This is a genomic window from Citrobacter freundii ATCC 8090 = MTCC 1658 = NBRC 12681 (assembly GCF_011064845.1).
GTDB classification, from domain to species: Bacteria; Pseudomonadota; Gammaproteobacteria; order Enterobacterales; family Enterobacteriaceae; genus Citrobacter; species Citrobacter freundii.
In genome coordinates, this window is record NZ_CP049015.1 from 1,411,549 (window position 1) to 1,434,245 (window position 22,697).

Below are 22,697 nucleotides of genomic sequence, written 5' to 3' on the forward strand. Positions count from 1 at the left end.
CCTTGATTGTTCCACGTTGCTGGTAAGTCTGTAGGCCTGATACGCGTCGCGCATCAGCCACCCCTGTAATACTATAAGCAAAAAAAAGCCCCCTGCTAAACAGGAGGCTGGCGAGTTTATGTCAGCTTAGAACGATTTCTTAAAGCCGATAGAGGCATTGACCGGCGCTTCGATCTGCGACTTACTGCCGCCGTTGCTGAATTGCGTACCCAGCTCACCGTAGACCTGCAGGTTTCTGTCGATAGACCATGACAGGCCGGCTGCAACTTCAGTGCTGGAGTACTGCTGTGAAGATTCCAGCGTAGTGGTGGCTACCGCATTGCTAAAGTGCGTTTTGTCTTTTGAACCCAGACCCTGCCAGACGTTAACCCTGCCGTACGGCTGGAATTTGCCATGGTTGGTGTCATAGTCAGCGACCAGACGCACGCCCAGACGCGCGGTAAAGGAGTCTGCGGTATCCATTTTCACTTTCGTTGGGGTCACACCATCCAGTGTGCTGTTATCAAAGTCGCTGTACTGGTAGATCAACTGAGCCTGAGGCTCCAGACTCCATGCGCTGGCGCCTAAACGGAACGATTTACCCACCTCTGTCGACGCCGTCAGCGTGTTGCCTCTGACGGTATACGAGCCATTGTTACCGGTCGCCGTCAGGCGGGATTTATGGTTACCGTACTGCAGGACGTTATCAACATACATACCGTCACCCGAGAACCAGGTCGCATAGCCACCGACGTAAAATGCGTTGTCGTCGATGTTACCGCCTTTGCCATCGCTGCCTGTCTTCGTGCCTTTCACGTTGCTGTCGATATCAAGGATGCTGGTATACATCCCGGCTTTCCAGCTTTCGTTAGCATACATATCAACGCCGACCTGGATACCCATGGTATGGGAGCTGGTTTGCGTACCGGCAGCATCATCCAGTTTGGTTTTACCGGAGTAGCCAATCATTCTTGCCCAGGCGCGATTGTCTTCATCAATGCCCGGTTTAACCTCGTCCCCCATACGTTGGTGCATGTTACCTAACAGGCTAATATCACCCTGACGTACTACGCTGGCGAGGCCAGAATACAGCATGGTTTCTGGACGGTATTCACTTCTCAGATACCAGTTTTCACCCTGGCCCTGAGCATTACCCGCATGTAGTTGGTACTCAAACGCACCTGCAGCCATACGATCGGCGGCAAGATGGAAGGCATCCCGTGAGGTTTGCGCGGTTGTGGTTGCGCCATTGAGCGCAGTCACCACTTCGATACCATCCCCAATGGTCGGCGCGCCAAGACCAGAACCATCGACATCCAGCAGTGTGCTACCGCTGGCTTTACCGCCATCGATAATCAGACGGTCGGCAATGCCTGCTCCGCTACCATTCTGGATAGCTGCCATGTTGATAGTCCCTTTTTCGCCGGTGTAATCCCCTTTGACGGTTAAGGTTGTGCCAGTCTGCTGACCGATGAGCGAGACATCGCCACCGTTGCTCAGGCCCGCTACCGTCTGGTTATAGCCCTGCGTGTTCAACGTGGTGTCTGCGACTACATAGTGGTGTGATGCGCTACTCAGGGTGTTGGTATTACCCGCTTGCAGCACGCCGTTGGCGATCAACGTAGCGCCGCTGTAGCTGTTTTCACCTTGCAGCTCGGTAATGCCGCTACCGGTCTGATGCAGCTGGCCTTTACCACTGATATTGCCGGTCAGCGCCAGGGTATCGCCACGATTGACGTTGAGTACGCCGTTATCAATGATATCCCCCTGAATGCTGCCAATATCACCGCCGTTACCCAGTTGTAAAACACCTTGTTCGATGGTGGTGCCACCGGTGTAGGTGTTATCCAGCGTCAGGGTGAGGGAGCCTTTACCGGTTTTGGTCAGTTGACCGTTACCTTCGACTTCCGTCAGCAGAGAAACGTCATGCCCGTTGGTGTCGAATGTCCCGCCGCCGGATTCCAGCGTCACCTGACGGGCAGTATCAAACGCTTCGCCATACTTCAGCGTACCGCCATTAAAGGTAATTCCCGTATCTGCCGCACCCAGGTTGGTATCACCCGCCACCTGCAGCGTCCCTGAGGTGATGGTGGTGCCACCGCTGTAAGTATTGTCGCCGGTGAGAATCAGCGTACCGAGATCGCCTTTATTCAGGCCGCCGGTACCACGGATAACGCTGTCGATAGTGGCGGTGTAACTGGCGCCGTCTACTGTGCCATCGCCGACACGAATCAGGGTGTTTGCCGTGTTGGTGGTAATGGCTTCTCCGCCCACACGATAACCATCGGTGGCGAACTGCGCGCCGCTGATGATGACATCGCCTTTGCTGTTATCGACGGTTACGTTGCCCGCTTCACCCTGGAAGACGGCGAATGCGGCATCGGTAAACGGTGCGTTCAACGCGCCTTCTGGCGTCGATTCATCGGTGGTCCAGTTGTCGTTACCCTGGCTGGATTGCCAGATACCGTCGCCGCCGTTAATGACGCCGTTATTTTTCAGCTCGCCATTCTCACCGCCGGTGCCGTCCCAGAAGCGCAGCGTCAGTCCGGCGTGGTTGACCAGGTTGACCTGATTTTTCACCGATGTCTGCACGTACAGGCTGTCAGCTGCTTCCGGTGCGTTAGCAATATCCATCACATTGTTGGTCAATGTGCCGGTGTAGTTGATGACGCGGTAAACGCCCACATCAAAGCTTCCGCCTGGTGAGGTTTCAATGTTGAGCTTACCGTCGAGCGTCAGATCGCCATTTACGTCAATCAAGTCGTTGAAGGCACCGCCCGGGGTATAAGCCTGACCAAACTGATAATCCAGTTGGGCGTTATCACTGAGCGTCAGAGAACCGGTAGTCAGTTTACCCACACTGTTGATAGCTGCACCTGCGGTAATATGCGCGTCGTCCAGCACATCAACAGCGCCGCCGATAATACCGTTACCGCCGAGCGTTGCCCCGGATTTCACCGTCACCTGGCCAGTAGCCGCAGACTGATTACCGTTGACCAGCAGCACGCCTTCATTGACGTCCGTGGTGCCGGTGTAAGTGTTATCGCCGGTCAGCGTCAACGTACCGTCACCGATTTTTACCAGGCTGCCGTCGTTGCCGCTGATAATACCGCTGATGGTGTCATCAAGATGCAGATTACCCAGCGACAGTTCTTTATTGCCCAGTTCGACATTACCCGCGCCGGACAACGAGCCGATAGACGTTGCGCTGTCGACTGCGCTGATATCGACCTTACCGCCCACCAGGTTTTTAACGACGGTGTTCTCTGCCATCGCATAGTCAGCAAAGGTCATCAGTCCGCTGTTATTCACGGTGGCATTGCCCCCGCTGGCATTTTCTTCCAGCGCCAGGGTACTGTCTTTTGACACGTTAACCGTCGCGTTGCCCGCACTGGCGTTGTTGGTTAACACCGCTTTCGCCGTGCCCGTCAGGTTCAGCATTGCGCTTGCGGCGGTGACGTTATCCGCCAGCGTTAACAGGCTGTCGGCGATGTTCATAGTCAGGGATTTCAGGCTGGTATCTGTCCCGCTGACATTGAGCGTCGCACCCTTATTGACGTTCACGGTGCTGCTTTCATTACTGCCAAAGGCTCCGGTTTTGCTGACGTTGACCGTCACATTGTTGGCGTTTCCGGTACCGGCAATTTCAGTGTCGCCTTTGTAGCTGTTTGCACGGTCGAGCGACAAGGTGCTGCCCGCATCACTAGAGCTGCTGGTGACTTTCAGTTTACCCTCGCCGGTAATCTCACCGGTTGGCGTGAAGTGGTGCGAATTAAGGTCAAACACCGCAGCATTCTCATTCGCTCCCAGCTCAATGGTGCGATTGCTGGTCAGGTCCGCGCCCAGTTGCAGCGTTGAACCGTTATTGATGGCCAGGTCAGTTCCGCTCTGGCCGAGATTGCTGTCGGAGGAGATCTGCAACGTGCCGCCATCAATGCGCGTGCCGCCGCGATACTCGTTGTCACCGCTGAGGATCAGACGGCCAAGGTCGGTTTTCACCAGCGTCAGCTTGTCAGCAGTACTGGCCTCGCGGATAACGGACTCAATGGTCGCGGTATAATTTTGCCCCGCGCCACCGGCGCCAACGCGCACCAGCAGTTCGCCAGTCCCCGGCGTCTGGCCTGCGTGGGTCGCGTTTTCCGTGGTGGCATACGCGTTAAGCGCATCGCCTTTAACGACATAGCCATCGGCATCAAACTGTGCTCCGGAGAAGTTAATTTCTCCCGCGGCGTTATCCACGGTAACGGTACCGCCTTTGGTGGTGAAGACGGCGAAGGACTTCTGTGCCCAAGGGGCGTTACCCTCACCGGTTGCGGTGGTCCAGTTGTTATCACCCTGACTGCCGATTGCCATCCATTTGCCATCGCCACCGTCAATTTTGCTGTCGCCTTCAATGCCGGACGCGCCGTGGCTCTGATTAACGGTTGCGCCGTCCCAGAACTGCAGGGTAACGCCGTTGGCATTCACCAGGTTGACCTGTTTGTCGATGGAGGTCTGAACAAAAATATTGCTCTTATCCTGGCTATTCGGTATCGCGCCTAATTCCAGCGTCTGGTTATCCAGCGTGCCACCGTAGTTATAGATACGGTACACGCCCGGTCCGAAGTTACCACCCTGTGAAGTGGTGACGTCCAGAGTCCCGTCCAGTTGCAGATCGCCTGCGACGTTAATCAGATCGTTTAGCGCGCCGCCTGGCGTATAGGCTTGACCCAGTTCGAAAGCGGAGGTCGTTTTGCTGCCAAGCTGCAGATTACCGTTAATGGATAACGTACCCGCACCGCCGTCACCGGCGCTGAGGGTAGAGGCATCGTTCATCAGCACGTCGCCGCCGATCACCCCGTTACCCCCCAGCGTCGCCGTACCGCTTACTTTGGTCACACCCGTCGCGGCACTCTGATTCCCTTTCACCAGTAGCGTACCGCTGGTGACGGTCGTGTCGCCGGTATAGGTGTTATTGCCCGTCAGGCGAGTAATACCGTTACCAATCTGCTGTAACGCACCGATCCCGGAGATTACGCCGCCAAGCAGCACATCATTGGCCCGATTAATCGCCAGTACGCCATTGTCGATGATGTCAGACACGGCGTTGACTCCGCCTGTATTTCCGCCGTCACCCAACTGCAGCGTACCGGTTTGATCAATAGTGGTAGAGCCGGTATAGGTGTTGTTGGCGGTAAAGACAGTGGTGCCGCCCGCCGCGCGTTCAAACTTCCCATCACCGCTGATGACGCCGTTATAGATCTGCGCAGCCGCCGTATCGCCCTGCGTGTCAAAGATGACCCGGCTGCCTGCACCCTGAGTCGTCACATTGTAGTCAGCGATGGTCGCGGCAGTGCTGGTGGACTCGCCGTGATCGCCGGTACGCAGCGTTGCGCCATTGGTAACCGCAATGGTTTTACTTGCCAGTTGCAGACGATCGACGATGCGCATATCTGCACTTGAACCGCTAATGGTCAGTGAGTCCCAACCCGTGCCGATGTTGGTACCGGTGGTCAGGTTATCGCTGCTCAGGCTGCCAATTTTCGCACTGTTACCGTGTGTATTGGTGAAGGTGAGGGCGTTGCCACTGCCGGCTTCGGTAGTGATATGGCGCGTTTTATCCAGCGTCACATTGCCGATGTTGGCTTTATTGTTGCCGCCGGTTCCGGCGAAATTCACCTCGCCCGCAAAGGTTCCGCTTTGCCAGTTAAAGGTGTCCTTGCCTTCTCCGGTGTTGATGACGCCACTGGTGATACCCTGGCTGATATCAATGGTGTCATTGCCCTTGCCAGATTGAATCGCCACTGCTGTATCGTTGATAGCCTGAAGGGTACCGGTATTGGTGATTTTTTTATTGCTGTCACCGCTGGCATCAATAACGGGTGCGGTGGTGCTGGCAGAGATAATTTTTCCGCTATTGGCTATTGCGCTAACATTTTTAGCGATGATTGCAGAACCACCTGCGCTGTCGTAGACGTTGATATTGGCATTGGTGGTGACCTTACCGTCCGTATTGGCGCGAATACCGCTGCCTTCGCTGTTATGCACCTCAACGGTATAGCCTTTGCCGATGGTCAGATTGCCTGTCACTGCGTCACCATTGCGCTGCTCAAAGGCGAAGCCGGTACCTTTACCGTTAACGTTCAGAATGTTATTCAGGCCATCTTTCATGTTTAACGCGACGCTGGTACGGATCCCCGGACCGTCGTTGGCATTGATAGTGACATCGTTGAGTGTGATATCGGTATTGTTGGCGTCGTTTTGAATGCCAGCACCAGTACCTTCGGCGCTAATAATCACCCCTTTGGCAGCCAGCTTACCGGCTCCTGTATCAAGACGAATACCATCGGCCGAACCATTAGTCGTGATGGCATCACCGGCATTACCGGTAATACTCAGGCTGGCACCGTTGGTCAGCAGAACCCCTGCGGTTCCATCATCAACTTGAATCTGACCCAATTTTTTAATCTGTGCGTTCGAACCCGAAGCTTGTACGCCAATGCCGTTACTCACATGTAAGGCAGCGGTCGCGTTATTGGTTAAACTCCCGCCTTGTTGCACGTTAACACCAATGCTGTCGGTGCTGGCAAGATCGATAATTGCCTGGGTATCGAGGATCAGGCTGCCCTGGTTCCTTGCCACATAGGCAATAACCTTGTTGCCGCTGGCTTCTGAAGTGATTTTTGCGTTTGAAGTGAGGATGGTCGGAGTGGCGCTACCTTCTGCGTTGCCATTCAACTGATGAGCCTGACCGTCCACTACCCCGGCAATGGTTCTTTCACCGGTTAAATTGATGGTGGTTTTATCGCTGATGTTACCTGTGGCACCGCCTTCAATCAGCAGCGCGGCGGAGTCGGTGCCCTGCACGGTGAACGTGGCTTCGCCGGTATCCACACTACTGCCTGTGCCCGTCGCTAATACGCCAACGGACTGTTCGCCGCTTAAGGTCAGGTCAAGGTTTGAGCTGGGCTGACCGTCAGGAGTGGTGGTGTTACCGGCCAGCATTGCACCATTGGCAATACGGAAAATGGTGGTGCGATCTTGCCCGTTGTCATTCATTACCGCCTGACCAATATTCGCAGTTGCGCCTTTACCATACAGGTAATAGCCAATCTGATCGGTGCTGTTGAATGCCGGGCTACTCAGACTGTCGACGTTAGCGACGGCGTTATCACGCACGTGTACGCCGATGTTCCCGGCTTTGTTTAGCGTGATGTTGGAATAGACGTTGACCACTGCCTTTCCATCTTTGCCACCTTCAGCCCAGACGGCATAGTTACGGTTACCGACACTACCTTCACCATCAACTACGATAGAGCCTGAAGCGCTGGTCGTGGCTTCGGCATTTTTGTTAGTTGCGCTGACGTGGATGCCGACGTTGTTGGTGCCGTTGACGTTAATCTTGCCGTCGTTGCGAATTTCCTGATTATTTTCCGCGCCGCTGTCACGCACGGTGATACCGTAGTTCCTGCTACTCCCCGCGCTGGAATCGCCATTGATCACGATATTACCGGTATTGATGACGTTGCCGGTCGCGTTACCAATCAGCATACCCGCGGCGTTACGTACGCCGGTTCCCAGCGTGATAAGGCCGTTGTTAATCACCTCTTTGGCGCTCTTGGTCATGATCCCGGCGCTCAGACTTGAACCGCCTGACATGGTGACATCTTTAGACGGATCACTTGCGTTACGGCCAAGATAAATAGAGGCACCTGCGCTGTTGGTAAAGGTGGCGTTGTCGGCGACTTCTACGCCATAGGCGATGCCGCTGCCGTAGGATGCACCGTTTTTGCGCCCGTCCACGACGTTGATATCGCCGTTGTTGACCCCTTGAGCATTGTCAGACAGTTGCATACCAATGGCCAGCGTCAGCTCGCCAGCGGGTTTGTCCTTACTCCAGGGATCGGCGGCAGAAGCGGTGCCGAAGTTATCGGTGGTGATCGCCTGGTTGATGGTACCTTCGTTGGTGATTTGACTGGCGCCTTGCCCCTGCATACCAAATGCGCCATAGCTGTTGACGTTTTGGTTGCCGTCTTTATCAATAAACAGCCCGGAGTTGATGATCCCGTTGTTGGTTGCCGTCGCGTCTTTTGCCAGCATGCCAATCGCCAGGCTTTGCCCGGTAGACGTGCGTAATGCGTTCAGCTCACCAAGGTTAGTGATAACCCCACCATTAATGGCTTTCATCACGCCATTAATACTGCCGTCAACGGCAATAATCGCGTCTTTGTTCAAGGTGCCGGAGGTGCCTGCGCCGTTGGCATAGATGGCATGTAACTCACCACGGCCAGCGGTCGCGTTGTTGGTATGTGACAAACCGTCGGTCCAGACGTCGTAATCCCAGCTGAGTATGTCAGCTGGCTTACCGGAGGTGAGCAGATTTTCAATCAGCTCGGCGTACTTTGTTTGTGCTGCGGTGACGGTTGTGACTTCCTCCGCATCTATCCACAGCTGGATTTGGCTGACTTTTTCACCATCAGGGTTTTGTGCCGCGTCGTCGCTTTTGCCCAACAGCCAGTCATTGAATTCGGCCAGTTCTTGTGTGTTGGTAATGGTAAATGTGCGCTCCCCGGTTTCGACGACCTTGCCATCCTCGTCATAGCCATAGGTCATCAGCGAAAATTCATCGCCAAACACGGAGGTTTGCGCTGAACCGGTGAACGTTTTTTCAGGGATCACCGGGGCTGCGTTAAATTTTATATAGTTATCTGACTGCCAGTTCACCTGGCTTGCAGTACCTTGCGCTTCCAGCAGCGAGGAATCTTTTGCCAGCAATTCGATGGTATTGGCTTTGTCACGCACATTGAGGGTGTCGTCGCCAATATTCAGATTCGCAATGGAGCCATTTGTCGCCAGGGCGATACCAAATTGCTTATAGATTTCTGATTTCTGAGCATCAAAGGTGTTTAATACCGCATCGCCGACTTGCGCTTCGGTAAGAAAACCATTTAACTCATTGGTATCAAAGACTTTGATGGTTGTTTTTTCGCCGGGAAACGCCGGATCGTTGATATCAAATTCTGTGCTCTGCGAAGGCGTCGACGACTGGTTGTAAGTCAAGTATTCCGCCAGTTCTTCAGAGTTGGTAATGGTTTTTACGCTCTGGTCAGGGCTGGTTGCCAGCAGGGTGATTTTGCCGCTTTCCAGCAGTTCCCGGATAGTGGTTGATTCAACAACGCCGCTTTGACCCGGGCTAAATGTTGGGATTGCACCACTGATATTCAGTGCCTGACCGGTGGTGTTATCTTCATATAAGAAGCCGTAGTCGTGGATACCCTCATAAACCCCAGCGGAAATACCTGTCTTGAAGTCTTCATGAATATCGTGTTCACCCGTTGCGGTAATCTGGGCTGCAGAAGCCAGCAATGAAGCACCGCTTAATGCGCCAGCTGCCAGTACGGCGACAGTTTTACGCGAGCTGCTTTTTTTCTTTCCTTTCGTTAATTCAGAAACGACCACCCAGATACCGAGCGCCGCGTTCCAAATAATGCTGTAAACTTTGTTCATATATAACCCTTGTCTACATTCCTGTTATGTATGTGTTAATACGTTGAGTTGTTGGCTATGGTTGGCACGCGGATGTGCTACCCGGTAATGGATTTTGGAAATAGGGTTTCCTTCCGTGCGATGCGGAATTAAAAAAGCGATCCGGAAGAAAACCTCTTTAAATAATAACCGTGATAATTGTCCTTAAATAAGTCAGTTACGGCTGGCTATAGTGGGAAATGGTGTACTTGAGCCGGGTGTTATTTTTGCCGAGTTTTCTGGCAATATTGCTTTTGTACGCCCCGATGGTTTTTTCACTTTTTTGTGATGCCCCGGCGATTTGTGTCAGTGACCATCCTCGGGCAAGCATCATCATTACGTTAAATTCGTTAGCTGTAATTTTTGTGTGTAGTTCTTTGATACTTTGTTGTTTTTTGTTTTGCGTGATACGTGTGACGGTCTGTAATAGCTGATCAAGGCTGGTGTCTTGATCGAGAAATTGCATGTTCTTCCCGCAAACGGTTTGAAAAATGGCAAAGGTAGCTTCATCTGCCAAAACAATAATTTTGGTGACAGGTCGCAAAGCCATGTTGCGGATAATCCTGGCATATTTTAAAAAATCTGATTTGTCAGGATTAATGATGATGCAATCCGTTTCATAAGGGAGCATTTTGACAGCAGAAAGTGTCTGGGAGGAGTAGTACGTGATATCAATAAATAATGATGAGCCACGTAGGATTTCTCGCATGCCTAGCCAAGGGTAAATTGAGTCACCCAAAAAAATAGCTTTTGACATAACGATCTCCTTGAAATTTTGGTGCAAGCAGTCGCCTCTTTTTTTAGGTTAAAAAAGAGTTTCTTGCGACGCGTGAAATGTTAATTAAATCTCGTATAACGTTCTGTGCTGTGAACGTATCCTTATTAATTCCAGATCAAACAGAAATTCTCTGTATTAATTAGAATCATTAACTATCCTTAAAGTGGATATTACACTTTGTTAAAATTTAAGATAAATCGTTTATTTCAGCTCTGCGTAAATGATTGATAGATTTCGCTTATGGATCGGGATAATAATAAGAAGGAGGTTTGTATAAAGGCAGTGTATTCCTAGGGTTAAAGAAAGGTATTTATATGTAATGGCTTTAATTTCAATAAGATACTCATTTTTCTTCATGGGATTAATTGAGGATAGGAGAATTCTTAATCCTGGCCAGGACGCAGGAAGTGGAAGGTTAGGAGAAGAGGGAAATATTGCCGAATTTACACCTATCGGCTAAAAATAGGATTATTCCAGATGATATTACTGCGTTAAAGCAAGTGATTAGTGTTTTATCCTTTTTTGGTCTTTTTGTGCCTAATGTTGAAATCTGGCTTGCAGGTGTCATTTTGTCTTAATGCGCTAGCGATAGCGCTTAGCCCGCCAACAGCTCCTGCTCAACCTGTTGCACCTGTTGTTCCAGCGTATTGCGGATTTCCGTAAGCGCCCGTTGTTGATCGGAGAAGTAGGCCTCTTTATCTGTCACGGAGGTGGCAAGCCGCCAGGCGTTCTCCGCTTCCAGTTCGGTAATCTCTTTCAGCAGCGCGTTAATGTGTTCTCTGAGCTGTTGTATTTTGCTGCGTAAATGCTGCAAATCGTTCAATCGGTCACTCGCCATCATCGGTTCGAGGCCGCTTTGCAATTGAGTTAGTAGCGCCCGGACGGCGGCAAGATCGGCATTTTGGCGTGCCTGGTTAAGCTGCACCATCATCTGATGCGCTTTCTCTTTCAGATCATCGGCTACCACGTCCGGGTGGCAAAGACGGCTGGCCTGACGCCACAGGCGTTTTAGCTCATTACGTTCATCAGAGGAAAGCCGCTGGTCACGACTAAAACGATGCTGCGCATCCTGCTGCTGCTCCTGATATTCATCATATTCATGGCTGGCCTCTTCCTGTGCCTGACGGGTTGCGCTGTCGTCCTGGCGAGAAAAGTCGTTTTCCAACTCACGAATCTCCGCCAGAAGGGCGGTAATCAGTTCCGTTTGTTGCTGAATACGTTGGCGTGTTTCCACCGATTCGCGCGAATCTGAATTCTGGTTCATCCAGTGCTGCTTGAGCCTTGCCAGTTGATCAACAGCCTGGGAAATATAGTGCTGGCAGGATTGATAGTCTTTTTCCCGGCGTTTTCGCTCCGCTTCCTGTTTGCGCTGGGCGCTGGCGGCGAGCTGTTTACGCAGTTCGAGAATGCGGCTCATCAGCGGTCCAAGACGAAGGTGATACAGATCGTTGAAATCATCGAGGATTTGAATGCGCGTGTTGCGCTTATCGATCAGGTCACGCAGCTGTGTTTCGAGCGCTTTGAGTTCCAGCTTACTGGCGGCAATGGCTGGATCCTGCCACGTAGAGACTGCCCGTTGAGATTGCAGCCAGGCCGAGATTTCACGCAGGGCATCACTAAAGCGTCGTTCTTCGATCGCCTGCACAATGGTGCCTGGCACGACGGATAACGGCTCATTTTTAAGATGCGCCACCTGCTGGAAAATAATTTCCTCATCTTCCAGTTCAATAGCGCTTTTGACGATTTCCAGTCGTTTGATGATCTTATTCATGACAGTCGTTGCCTGGCCTGACTCAAAAACGAGTGGCTGAAGTACAACAGGTTCACCCGTTTGAAAATGTTAGAAAAACAGTAAAGCGCATTCTGTGGCCTGTCATGCCTTTTCGTCCAGAATAATTCACCGTAATTATGAACAAACGCAATGCTACAGGCACGGCAGGTCCTTATTGCGCCTTGCGACAACCAGGTTGAAATGTTAAAAGAAGCCCCTTCAATAAAAACGACACAGGGGAAGGGCGTGAAAAACGCGTCAACTGCATCTGACACCAGCGTGTCTGATGCCGCGTCAACAAATGAGCCGACGCTTCAACGAGGGTTGCAAAACCGCCATATTCAGTTAATTGCACTGGGCGGTGCAATTGGTACGGGCCTGTTTTTGGGCATTGGCCCGGCTATTCAGATGGCGGGACCTGCGGTGTTACTGGGTTACGGTGTGGCCGGGATCATCGCTTTTTTGATCATGCGTCAACTGGGCGAAATGGTAGTGGAAGAACCCGTTTCCGGATCCTTTGCCCACTTTGCCTATAAATACTGGGGACCGTTCGCGGGTTTTCTGTCCGGTTGGAACTACTGGGTGATGTTTGTGCTGGTCGGTATGGCGGAACTGACAGCGGCCGGGATCTATATGCAGTACTGGCTGCCCGATGTCCCGACCTGGATTTGGGCCGCGGCATTCTTCGTGATCATCAACGCCGTCAATCTGGTCAACGTACGTCTGTATGGCGAAACGGAATTCTGGTTCGCACTGATTAAAGTGCTGGCCATTATCGGCATGATAGGTTTTGGCGTGTGGATGCTGTTTTCCGGTAACGGCGGGGAACATGCAAGCATCGATAACCTGTGGCGTTACAACGGCTTTTTTGCTACCGGCTGGAACGGATTAATTCTGTCGCTGGCAGTGATTATGTTCTCCTTTGGCGGGCTGGAGCTTATCGGGATTACCGCCGCGGAAGCGCAGGATCCGCAGAAAAGCATTCCAAAGGCGGTAAACCAGGTGGTGTACCGTATTCTGCTGTTTTACATCGGTTCTCTGGTGGTGCTGTTGGCGCTATACCCGTGGGTGGAAGTGAAATCCAACAGCAGCCCGTTTGTGATGATATTCCATAATCTTGATAGCAACGTGGTGGCTTCTGCGCTGAACTTTGTCATCCTGGTGGCTTCGCTGTCGGTGTATAACAGTGGCGTCTACTCTAACAGTCGTATGCTATTTGGTCTCTCGGTTCAGGGGAACGCGCCGAAGTTCTTAACCCGCGTCAGCCGTCGCGGCGTACCGGTGAATTCACTGATCCTTTCCGGTGCTATTACGTCGCTGGTGGTACTGATCAACTATGTGCTGCCGCAAAAGGCCTTTAGCCTGCTGATGGCGCTGGTGGTGGCGACGCTGCTGCTGAACTGGATTATGATCTGCCTGGCACATCTGCGATTCCGGGCGGCGATGCGTCGCAAGGGACGTGACACGCAGTTTAAAGCGCTGCTGTATCCAGCAGGGAACTACCTGTGTATTGCTTTCCTTGGCATGATCCTGGTGCTGATGTGTACGATGGATGAGATGCGCCTGTCAGCTATCCTGCTGCCAGTGTGGATCATTTTCTTGTTTGTGGCCTTCAAACTGCTGCGTCGTAAGTCCCGCTAAGTTTCTACCTATCTTGTTGCTACCGATCCCATCGTCAGGATGGGATCGGATCCTCCCTCAACGTTTATCGTGACCGTTCTCGCAATTTTGCTTTTGCTGACAGGATCTTTATTTTGTAATCGATTACTTTTCTATTGAATCTATTTTGTAATCGATTACTTTTTAAGGGTGGGGCAAAAATGGTGTCAACAACCGAAAGTAGTGGAAAACAGAGCGTACAGTACCGGCTGCTGGTGCCCCGGCTGTCGCTAATGATGTTCTTACAGTTCTTTATCTGGGGAAGTTGGTCCGTCACGCTGGGGCTGGTGATGAGCCAGCACAACATGTCACTATTGATTGGGGATGCGTTTTCAGCCGGGCCCATTGCTTCTATTCTGTCGCCGTTCGTCTTAGGGATGCTGGTAGATCGCTTCTTTGCCTCGCAAAAGGTGATGGCAGTGATGCACCTTGCTGGTGCGGCAATCCTGTGGTTTGTTCCGCAGGCATTGGTGGCGCAAAACGGCGCGCTGTTGATTGGTCTGCTGTTTGGCTACACGTTGTGCTATATGCCAACTCTGGCGCTTACTAACAACATTGCTTTTCATAGCCTGTCGGATAAGGACAAAACCTTCCCGGTGGTGCGGGTGTTTGGCACCATTGGCTGGATTGTTGCGGGGATCTTTATCGGTGTAACCGGAATTTCAGACACCACCGGCATCTTTACGCTGGCGGCGATTATCTCTGTGATTCTGGCACTCTACAGCCTGACGCTGCCCAACACACCAGCACCGGCGAAAGGACTGCCGGTAAAAGTTCGCGATCTGTTTTGTGCGGATGCTTTCGCCTTACTCAAGGTTCGTCACTTTTTTGTTTTCTCACTCTGCGCGACGCTCATCTCTGTGCCGTTGGGAACCTATTACGCATATACCGCGTCGTTTCTTGCTGATGCGGGCGTTGGCGACGTCAGTACGGCGATGTCATTTGGTCAGATGTCTGAAATTTTCTTCATGCTGGTAATCCCTTTCCTGTTCAGACGCCTGGGCGTGAAATACATGCTGTTAATCGGGATGTGCGCCTGGTTCGTGCGTTATGCCTTCTTTGCCCTCGGCATCAGCGAAGAGGGCAGATTCCTGCTGTATCTCGGCATTCTGCTGCACGGCGTGTGTTACGACTTCTTCTTCGTGGTCGGCTTTATTTACACCGATCGTATCGCCGGGGAAAAAGTAAAAGGTCAGGCGCAAAGCATGATCGTCATGTTTACCTATGGGATCGGGATGCTGCTGGGCTCGCAAATTTCAGGCGCACTTTACAACCGGCTGGTGGCGGGGCAAACCGTGCCTCAGGCATGGACCACATTCTGGTGGATCCCGGCAGTAGCTGCCGCAGTCATTGCCGTGATTTTCCTTTTCTCTTTCAAGTATGACGATAAAGAGCAGGCGTAATTTTTAGGAGGGGTTATGAAAACCATCAAAGGGCCTGGCATTTTTCTGGCGCAATTTATCGGGGAACGCCCGCCATTTAACACCCTGGAAGGCGTGGCAAAATGGGCAGCGGAGCTGGGCTATAAGGCATTACAAGTCCCGTGTAATCACAAGTCGCTGTTTGATGTCGAACAAGCTGCTGTAAGTCAGGCCTATTGTGATGATATTCGCGGGATGCTGGCCGGGCATGGGTTAGTGATTAGCGAATTATCGACCCATCTTGAAGGTCAACTGGTTGCAGTCCATCCGGCTTATGATGACGCTTTTGACGGATTTGCTCCGCCATCTGTACGCGCTAATCCGCAGGCCAGACAGGCGTGGGCCATCGAAACCTTACACCAGGCCGCTGCGGCTTCGCAAAGACTGGGGCTGACTGCGCATGCCACGTTTTCAGGTTCGCTCGCCTGGCCTTTCTTTTATCCATGGCCACCGCATAATCGTCAGCGTTTTGAAGAGGCCTTTCTGGAGCTGGCGCGGCGCTGGAGACCGATTCTCGATCGCTTTGATCATCATGGGGTGGATGTTTGCTTTGAGATCCATCCCGGCGAAGATCTGCACGATGGCGTGACGTTTGAGCGTTTTCTGGCGCTGGTTGATAATCATCCTCGCTGCAACATTCTCTATGATCCTAGCCATCTGTTATTGCAGCAGATGAATTATCTTGGATTTATCGATGTTTACCATTCCCGCATTAAAGCGTTTCACGTCAAGGACGCTGAGTACCACGCCAGTAGCCGTAGCGGTGCCTATGGCGGTTACCAGCCGTGGCTCGATCGTGCCGGGCGTTTCCGTTCCCTGGGGGACGGGCAGGTCGATTTCAAAACGATCTTCAGCAAGCTCACACAATATGATTTCCCTGGCTGGGCGGTGCTGGAATGGGAGTGTTGCCTGAAAGACGCGCAAACCGGGGCGCGTGAGGGGAGTGATTTTATACGCCGCCATATTATTCCGGTTTCTGCACGCGCATTTGATGATTTCGCCGCTGGCGATGAGGTACGCAAATGATACAGGTTGGCATTATTGGTAGCGGATTTATTGGACCTGCACATATTGAGGCATTGCGTCGACTCGGCGGTGTGAACGTGGTGGCGCTCTGTGATAGCTCGCTGGCGGTTGCCCAGGAACGTGCAGATGCTCTTCATATTCCTCATGCGTATGGCAGCGTTGAGGCGCTGCTGGCGCATCCCGGACTGCAGGTAGTGCATAACTGTACGCCGAATTATCTGCATGCCGACATCAATCGGCAGATTTTACGCGCGGGCCTGCATGTGTTTTCAGAAAAGCCGCTGTGTATGACGCCGGATGAGGCTCGTGAACTGGAAAGGCTGGCACAGCAGGTGGGAGTGGTGCACGGCGTGAGCTTTGTCTATCGTCAGTTTGCAATGGTGCAGCAGGCGGCCAGTATGGTCAGAAGCGGCAGCGTAGGCCGTCTGTTTGCCGTTCAGGGGAGCTATTTGCAGGACTGGATGCTGCTGGAGACTGACTACAACTGGCGGGTCGATGCTGTACAGGGCGGCAATTCGCGGGCGATAGCGGATATCGGTTCACACTGGTGTGACACGGTGCAATTCGTGACTGGAAAACGTATTGTCGAGGTGATGGCAGATTTGGCTATCGTCTGGCCGGTACGTAAAGCCAGCATTGCCAGTAACGCTACGTTTGGTCAGCAAATGGCTGATGTGCAATTTGAGGATAAAGCGGTTACGACGGAAGATCGTGGATCGGTGCTGGTACGTTTTGATGATGGCAGTAAAGGCTGCTTTAGCGTTTCGCAGGTGAGTGCAGGGCGCAAGAATCACCTGAGCTTTGAAATTAACGGTAGCCAGTGTTCACTGCACTGGGATCAGGAAACGCCGCAACAGCTTTGGGTTGGGCACCGTCAGCAGGCGAACCAGATCCTGACGGATGACCCTGGATTGATGAATGCGGATGTTGCTGCCAGTGCGCACTTTCCTGGCGGGCATATTGAGGGCTGGCCGGATGCGTTCAAGAATATGATGCAGCAGTTTTATCAGGCGGTGTCGGCAGGCAAAATGCCCGCGACGGCGGAGCGTCGATTTGCGTCATTTTCTGATGGCGCGGATGTGATGTATGTCATTGATGCAATTATAAAAAGCCATCAGCAGCAGCGTTGGATATCAGTACAGCGCTAAACACGCATCCGGTTCGCCAGGCGGCGATTTTATGGTAGCCTCAACGCAAAGCGTAAACCGCAGGATGTGTTGTCGTTATGTCTATTCAAAAAATCGCTCAGCTTGCCGGTGTGTCAGTGGCGACGGTATCGCGTGTGCTGAATCACAGCGATACCGTCAAAGCCAAAAATCGCGAGCGCGTGCTACAGGCTATTAAAGAAAGCAATTATCAGCCCAACCTGCTGGCGCGTCAGTTGCGTACGGCACGTAGTTCGATGATTCTGGTAATGGTTTCCAACATTGCCAACCCTTTTTGTGCAGAGGTTGTTAAAGGTATTGAAGAGGAGGCGGAGAAGAATGGCTATCGCATTTTGCTGTGTAATTCCGGCTCGGATACAGCCCGCTCAAAATCGGCGTTGAAGTTGCTGTCGGGGAAAATCGTCGATGGCATTATCACCATGGATGCATTCTCAAAATTACCGGAACTGACTACGCTGATTGGCGACGCGCCCTGGGTTCAGTGTGCGGAATACGCTGATAAAGGTGCGGTTTCCTGCGTCGGGATTAACGATGTTGACGCTGCACAGTCGGTAATATCTCACCTGGTGGAAAAGGGCTACCAACGCATTGCCTTAATCAACCATGATCTAAGTTATAAATACGCCCGGTTACGCGAACGCGGCTATAAAGCGGCGCTACATGCGCTGTCGCTTGAATATCAGGCCGTGGAATACGCCAGTGAATTAAGTTCCAGCGCAGGAATTGCGGCGATGAAAACATTCCTTGCCGCAGAGGTGAAACCCGACGCGGTGTTTGCCGTATCGGACACGTTAGCCGCTGGTGCGATGCGAGCTATTTTCGATGCCGGATTACAGATCCCGCAGGATATCGCCGTCGTTGGATTCGACGGTACGGAACTGGCAGAAATGGTTTCCCCTCAGCTTTCGACCATTGAGCAGCCCTCGCGGGATATAGGCCGCAAAGCGGTAGGATTGCTGCTGAATAAAATAGAAAATCCTGACGCGCAGACGGAAAGGGTGATGATGGACTGGCGCTATATTTCACGCGCCAGTACCTGAGCGTTATCGCTGAAACGCGCCAGACAGTGCGCGAATATCGTTTCCGGTAGGCGACTGATGAATGCGCAGGCCAAACTCTTCGACCACGGCAAAGATATGGTCGAAGATATCAGCCTGAATACTTTCATATTCCAGCCAGACCACCGTATTGGTAAAAGCATAAATTTCGATTGGTAATCCGTGATCGTCTGGCGCAAGCTGGCGCACCATTAACGTCATATCTTTGCGAATACGCGGGTGATGACGCAAATATTCGTTCAGATAAGCGCGGAAGGTGCCAATATTGGTCATTTGGCGGTGATTCAATACCGATTCAGGCGCATCTAATTGCTGATTCCACGCGTCGATTTCCTGGTGACGCGTGGTCAAATACGGTTTCAGCAGGTGTGCTTTATGCAGTCGCTGACGCTCATCCTCATCAAGAAAATGGATGCTGGTGGCATCAATGCTGATGCTGCGTTTAATTCTCCGACCGCCTGAAGCCGACATTCCGCTCCAGTTTTTAAAAGAGTCTGATACCAGTGACCAGGTGGGGATCGTGGTGATGGTGTTATCCCAGTTGCGTACTTTGACGGTGGTTAAACCAATATCGATAACAGCACCGTCTGCACCGTATTTCGGCATTTCCAGCCAGTCGCCAAGCTTAAGCATGTCGTTGGCCGAGAGCTGTATTCCGGCCACCAGACCGAGAATCGGGTCTTTAAATACCAGCATTAGCACGGCTGCCATGGCACCCAGGCCGCTTATCAGTATTGCCGGCGATTGACCTATCAGCAGGGAAATCATCAGGATCCCGACCAGGATGGCGGCGATCAGTTTAATACCCTGAAATATACCTTTTAAGGGTAATTGGGATGCGGCTGGGAGCTTTTGTGACAGGTTAAGAATAACGTCCAGCAGAGAAAACAGGGACAGCAGGGCGTACATCATGATCCACAGCTGTGCGCAAGTCACTAATATATCGGCCGCTTCACTGCCTTTTTGTAGCCAGAGCGTGGCCTGTATATTGACGATGATACCTTGCAGCGTAAACGCCAGGCGGTGGAATAATTTGTTCTGCGTGATAATTTGCAACCACAGACGGGAACTGGTGCTGGCGCGTTTTTCAAATGCGCGTAATACCACCCAGTGCAAAATAACGTGAACAATAATGGCGGTGATAAAAATAATGCCAAAAATCATCACCAGCGAAGTGGTGTGATTTATTTCAATGCCGAGTTCTTCTACCTGAGATATCAATTCCTGCATAACGTCTCCTTAATAAACAGCGGTCTATGATGACCGCTGTGCGGAGCTTATGCAAATGCGGGGACTAGACTTCCGTCAGCGTTGTTTCCAGCGGCAGGCGGGATTTCGGCAGCGCGGCGTTGAAATCTTCTACGCTGTGATGACCCACCGGGACCACCACTACGCTGGTGAAACCTTTTTCTTTCAGACCAAACTCTGCATCCATCACCGCCGCATCAAAGCCTTCGATCGGCACTGCATCCAGACCCATTGCTGCAACGCCCAGCAGGAAGTTACCAACGTTCAGGTACACCTGTTTTGCCATCCAGTGGTTGTCATCTTTCAGTTCTTTGCGATGCATATCAGCAAAGAAGGTACGACCTTTGTGGTTTGCAGCTTTAGCTTCAGGGGTGGCGAAGCGGCCATCGCTCTCTTCCTGATCCACCACGCGCTCCAGCCACGCGTCGTCCATCGCCGTTTTGGCGCAGAACACTACTACGTGGGAAGCATCCAGCATTTTACGTTCGTTGAACACAAAGCCGCCGGCTGCGGATTTGGCCACACGCGCTTTACCTTCATCAGTACTGGCAACGATAAAATGCCATGGCTGAGAGTTGGTGCTGGATGGGCTAAACTGCAGCAGCGTTTTTAATTTTTCGGCCTGCTCAGCGGTCAGTTTTTTAGTCGGATCGAATGCCTTAGTGGAGTAACGTTTTAAGGCGACAGAAACAATATCCATAACTACTCCTGGTGGTTTTTTATACCCTGCGGGTACGTTTTGTTTCAGCAGGGTACAGGGTTAGCAGGAAAAAGATAAGACAGGAAAATGCAAAAACACTTATCGGGGTTAACGATAAATCAGTCTGGACGCAGGCGTTTTTGATCCCGCTTCGGCAAGCCGTCAACGACGCGGTGCCAGGAATCATTCACCAGCTCTGCCAGTAATGACTCGGTAATGTCGTCGCCCGGATAGACCGAGATCCAGTGCTTTTTATTCATGTGATAGCCGGGTTTAATGCTGGGGTAGATCTGCTGGTTTAACAGTGATTTTTGCGGGTCTGATTTCAGGTTAACCAGCGGGCGTCCGCGTAGCTCTGAGACCAGCATAAAAATTTTTCCGCCAACCTTGAAAACATCGTATTCCGGGCCGAATGGCCAGCAGTGTTCGGTAAAAGGCAGTTCGAGCGCAAGGCGTTTCGCACAGGTATGCAGTGTCTGGCCGTCCATTATTGTTCCTCGCGGGTTAGTGCGCGCCACATCGCTTCAAATCCCATCGATATGTATTCCTTGGCCCGGGCAGAGTCGCGGGCTGCGAACTCCATGGTGGTTTCCGCCAAAGAGAGAAAAAGGCCATCGCCGAAAGCTCGATATTCGTCAGACATAAACTCAGGTCGCACGGAGCGATGACAAAGATCGCGCAGTTCCGGGAACATATCGTCGGCCTGCTGTTCTGTTTCTTTGCTGATTTTCTCGCTAACGGCTAACTGGCGAATCGTGCGATGCCCACAGGTATGGTTCAGGCCCCAGCTAATGTAGCTGTTCCAGATATAGTGAGTCATGGTTTTGGCATCGGTCACGGAGCGATCCAGATTTGCCATCATCGACTGACAGAGATCGTGCTTTAAAAAGAGGTAAAGCTCGTTGATTAAATCATCTTTGGTCGCGAAATAGCGAAACAACGTTCCCTCCGCAACACCTGCATTGCGGGCAATTACGGCGGTAGACGCCGCAATACCTGATTGTGCAAATGCTGTGGTTGCAGCTTCCAGTAATGCCAATTTTTTGTCTTCACTCTTCGGACGAGCCACTACACTTTACCCTTAAGTTGTAAAAAGCATGATTGAATCACGGCCTTTGCAGCACCGCAACGGTGAATGTCAAAGATTGAAAATCATCTTGACGGCGAACTTTCGATTTCTATAATGAGTGCTTACTCACTCATAATCAAGAGTCAGTCACGCAAACCAGCGGAAAGGGGGCGTGTTTAAGGTCAGGATATGAAGCGTCTCACAGTTTGTGTGGTTGTTATTATGCTCATTGGCGCAGCTGCAAGTTTACCGTTTTTACTCAATGCCGGGTTTGGTCAGGCACCGAAAGGGGCACAGCTGAGTCAGGTTGAACAGTCACCGCACTATCGTGATGGACAGTTTCATAACCAGGTACCAACACCGGGCTATACCGGCAACAAAAGTATGCTGGCTGCCTGGTGGGAGTTTTTGGTCGCTAAGCGCGAAAATGCGCGGCCAGCACATCCGTTGCCATTGGTGGCGACCGATCTCGCCGGGTTATCTCCAGAGCAGGACACGCTTGTCTGGCTGGGTCACTCTTCGTGGTATTTGCAGCTGGCGGGTCAACGTATCCTGATCGATCCCGTGTTTAGCAACTATGCCGCACCGCTTTCATTCCTGAACAAAGCCTTTGCCGGTGATTATCCGTGGTCCGCACAGACGATGCCGGAGATCGATCTGCTCATTATCTCGCACGATCACTATGACCATCTGGATCTCGCCACGATCAAGGCGTTAATGCCGAAAATTAAGCGGGTGATTACGCCGCTTGGCGTAGGGTCACATCTGCGTTATTGGGGAATGCGCGGCGAGATAATCGACGAGATGGACTGGAATCAATCCATCAGAGTAACGGATTCGCTGATCGTTCATGCGTTGCCAGCCCGTCATTTTTCGGGGAGAGGCATCAAGCGCAATCAGACGCTATGGGCGAGTTTCATGTTTGAAACGCCGGAGCAGAACGTTTATTACAGCGGCGATTCCGGCTATGGACCGCATTTTAAAGCCATCGGCGAGCAGTTTGGCTCGGTTGATTTGGCGATTATGGAGAACGGCCAGTATGACCATGACTGGAAGTTTATTCACATGATGCCGGAAGAGACGGCACAGGCTGCGGTCGATCTGCATGCGAAAGCCGTTCTACCAGGGCATGCAGGTCGTTTCGTTCTGGCGAAACATACCTGGGATGATCCTTACAAACGACTGGCGCTTGCCAGCCGTCGTTACGATTACCGATTGCTGACGCCAATGCTGGGTGAACCGGTAATACTGTCCGCACCGGACCAACTGTTTACGGCCTGGTGGCAACAGGTGACTCAATGAATACAGGGGAGAGCAT

General features: G+C 51.9%; 13 protein-coding genes. 6 read left to right on the forward strand and 7 right to left on the reverse strand.

The genetic code is table 11. From position 1 onward, the window contains the following. Positions 1–126: 126 nt before the first annotated feature. The 3 genes from G4551_RS06760 to G4551_RS06770 all read right to left on the reverse strand — a co-directional run bounded on the left by G4551_RS06760 (position 127) and on the right by G4551_RS06770 (position 12,032). Positions 127–9,465 (reverse strand): autotransporter outer membrane beta-barrel domain-containing protein, encoded by a 9,339-nt coding sequence (locus G4551_RS06760; protein WP_003835698.1) that lies wholly within the window; start codon positions 9,463–9,465, stop codon positions 127–129. Between the two features lie 196 nt (positions 9,466–9,661). Then, positions 9,662–10,240 carry a LuxR C-terminal-related transcriptional regulator gene (locus G4551_RS06765; protein WP_003835695.1) on the reverse strand — a complete coding sequence of 193 codons (579 nt, stop codon included), beginning with the start codon at positions 10,238–10,240 and terminating at the stop codon, positions 9,662–9,664. 616 nt (positions 10,241–10,856) lie between these two features. Further along, positions 10,857–12,032 carry a coiled-coil domain-containing protein gene (locus G4551_RS06770; protein ID WP_003021972.1) on the reverse strand — a complete coding sequence of 392 codons (1,176 nt, stop codon included), beginning with the start codon at positions 12,030–12,032 and terminating at the stop codon, positions 10,857–10,859. Between the two features lie 246 nt (positions 12,033–12,278). Here G4551_RS06770 and pheP point away from each other — a divergent pair, with 246 nt between their 5' ends. From pheP to G4551_RS06795, 5 genes are all read left to right on the forward strand, one after another. Continuing rightward, positions 12,279–13,673: a phenylalanine transporter gene (gene pheP, locus G4551_RS06775; protein WP_003021979.1), complete on the forward strand. Its 1,395-nt coding sequence runs from the start codon at positions 12,279–12,281 to the stop codon at positions 13,671–13,673. Between the two features lie 179 nt (positions 13,674–13,852). Then, the gene (locus G4551_RS06780) at positions 13,853–15,094 is read left to right on the forward strand and encodes an MFS transporter (protein ID WP_003835691.1); all 1,242 of its coding nucleotides are present in this window, start codon (positions 13,853–13,855) and stop codon (positions 15,092–15,094) included. A gap of 15 nt (positions 15,095–15,109) precedes the next feature. Next, positions 15,110–16,138: a sugar phosphate isomerase/epimerase family protein gene (locus tag G4551_RS06785; RefSeq protein ID WP_003835689.1), complete on the forward strand. Its 1,029-nt coding sequence runs from the start codon at positions 15,110–15,112 to the stop codon at positions 16,136–16,138. Continuing rightward, positions 16,135–17,286: a Gfo/Idh/MocA family protein gene (locus G4551_RS06790; protein ID WP_003835687.1), complete on the forward strand. Its 1,152-nt coding sequence runs from the start codon at positions 16,135–16,137 to the stop codon at positions 17,284–17,286. The genes G4551_RS06785 and G4551_RS06790 overlap by 4 nt, the downstream gene beginning before the upstream one ends. Before the next feature lie 77 nt (positions 17,287–17,363). Further along, positions 17,364–18,344, forward strand: a complete 981-nt coding sequence (locus G4551_RS06795; protein ID WP_003835685.1) for a LacI family DNA-binding transcriptional regulator — start codon at positions 17,364–17,366, stop codon at positions 18,342–18,344. Between the two features lie 3 nt (positions 18,345–18,347). Here the strand turns inward: G4551_RS06795 and G4551_RS06800 are convergent, their stop codons facing one another. The 4 genes from G4551_RS06800 to G4551_RS06815 all read right to left on the reverse strand — a co-directional run bounded on the left by G4551_RS06800 (position 18,348) and on the right by G4551_RS06815 (position 21,379). Further along, positions 18,348–19,592 (reverse strand): mechanosensitive ion channel family protein, encoded by a 1,245-nt coding sequence (locus G4551_RS06800; RefSeq protein WP_003835682.1) that lies wholly within the window; start codon positions 19,590–19,592, stop codon positions 18,348–18,350. A 64-nt stretch (positions 19,593–19,656) separates the two neighbouring features. After that, the gene (nfsB, locus tag G4551_RS06805) at positions 19,657–20,310 is read right to left on the reverse strand and encodes an oxygen-insensitive NAD(P)H nitroreductase (protein ID WP_003021982.1); all 654 of its coding nucleotides are present in this window, start codon (positions 20,308–20,310) and stop codon (positions 19,657–19,659) included. A gap of 119 nt (positions 20,311–20,429) precedes the next feature. After that, complete coding sequence (locus tag G4551_RS06810) at positions 20,430–20,798, reverse strand: MmcQ/YjbR family DNA-binding protein (protein ID WP_003835679.1); 369 nt, start codon at positions 20,796–20,798, stop codon at positions 20,430–20,432. Continuing rightward, the gene (locus tag G4551_RS06815; protein WP_003835677.1) at positions 20,798–21,379 is read right to left on the reverse strand and encodes a TetR/AcrR family transcriptional regulator; all 582 of its coding nucleotides are present in this window, start codon (positions 21,377–21,379) and stop codon (positions 20,798–20,800) included. The genes G4551_RS06810 and G4551_RS06815 overlap by 1 nt, the downstream gene beginning before the upstream one ends. A 189-nt stretch (positions 21,380–21,568) precedes the next feature. Between G4551_RS06815 and G4551_RS06820 the strand changes: the two genes are divergently transcribed. Further along, positions 21,569–22,681: an MBL fold metallo-hydrolase gene (locus tag G4551_RS06820; RefSeq protein WP_003835671.1), complete on the forward strand. Its 1,113-nt coding sequence runs from the start codon at positions 21,569–21,571 to the stop codon at positions 22,679–22,681. Positions 22,682–22,697 lie beyond the last annotated feature (16 nt).

What these genes read in the sequence shown, in the direction of transcription:
- G4551_RS06760 (WP_003835698.1), bottom strand. Translation starts at nt 9,465, where the DNA reads ATGAACAAAGTTTACAGCATTATTTGGAACGCGGCGCTCGGTATCTGG.
- G4551_RS06765 (WP_003835695.1), bottom strand. Translation starts at nt 10,240, where the DNA reads ATGTCAAAAGCTATTTTTTTGGGTGACTCAATTTACCCTTGGCTAGGC.
- G4551_RS06770 (WP_003021972.1), bottom strand. Translation starts at nt 12,032, where the DNA reads ATGAATAAGATCATCAAACGACTGGAAATCGTCAAAAGCGCTATTGAA.
- G4551_RS06780 (WP_003835691.1), top strand. Translation starts at nt 13,853, where the DNA reads ATGGTGTCAACAACCGAAAGTAGTGGAAAACAGAGCGTACAGTACCGG.
- G4551_RS06785 (WP_003835689.1), top strand. Translation starts at nt 15,110, where the DNA reads ATGAAAACCATCAAAGGGCCTGGCATTTTTCTGGCGCAATTTATCGGG.
- G4551_RS06790 (WP_003835687.1), top strand. Translation starts at nt 16,135, where the DNA reads ATGATACAGGTTGGCATTATTGGTAGCGGATTTATTGGACCTGCACAT.
- G4551_RS06795 (WP_003835685.1), top strand. Translation starts at nt 17,364, where the DNA reads ATGTCTATTCAAAAAATCGCTCAGCTTGCCGGTGTGTCAGTGGCGACG.
- G4551_RS06800 (WP_003835682.1), bottom strand. Translation starts at nt 19,592, where the DNA reads ATGCAGGAATTGATATCTCAGGTAGAAGAACTCGGCATTGAAATAAAT.
- nfsB (WP_003021982.1), bottom strand. Translation starts at nt 20,310, where the DNA reads ATGGATATTGTTTCTGTCGCCTTAAAACGTTACTCCACTAAGGCATTC.
- G4551_RS06810 (WP_003835679.1), bottom strand. Translation starts at nt 20,798, where the DNA reads ATGGACGGCCAGACACTGCATACCTGTGCGAAACGCCTTGCGCTCGAA.
- G4551_RS06820 (WP_003835671.1), top strand. Translation starts at nt 21,569, where the DNA reads ATGAAGCGTCTCACAGTTTGTGTGGTTGTTATTATGCTCATTGGCGCA.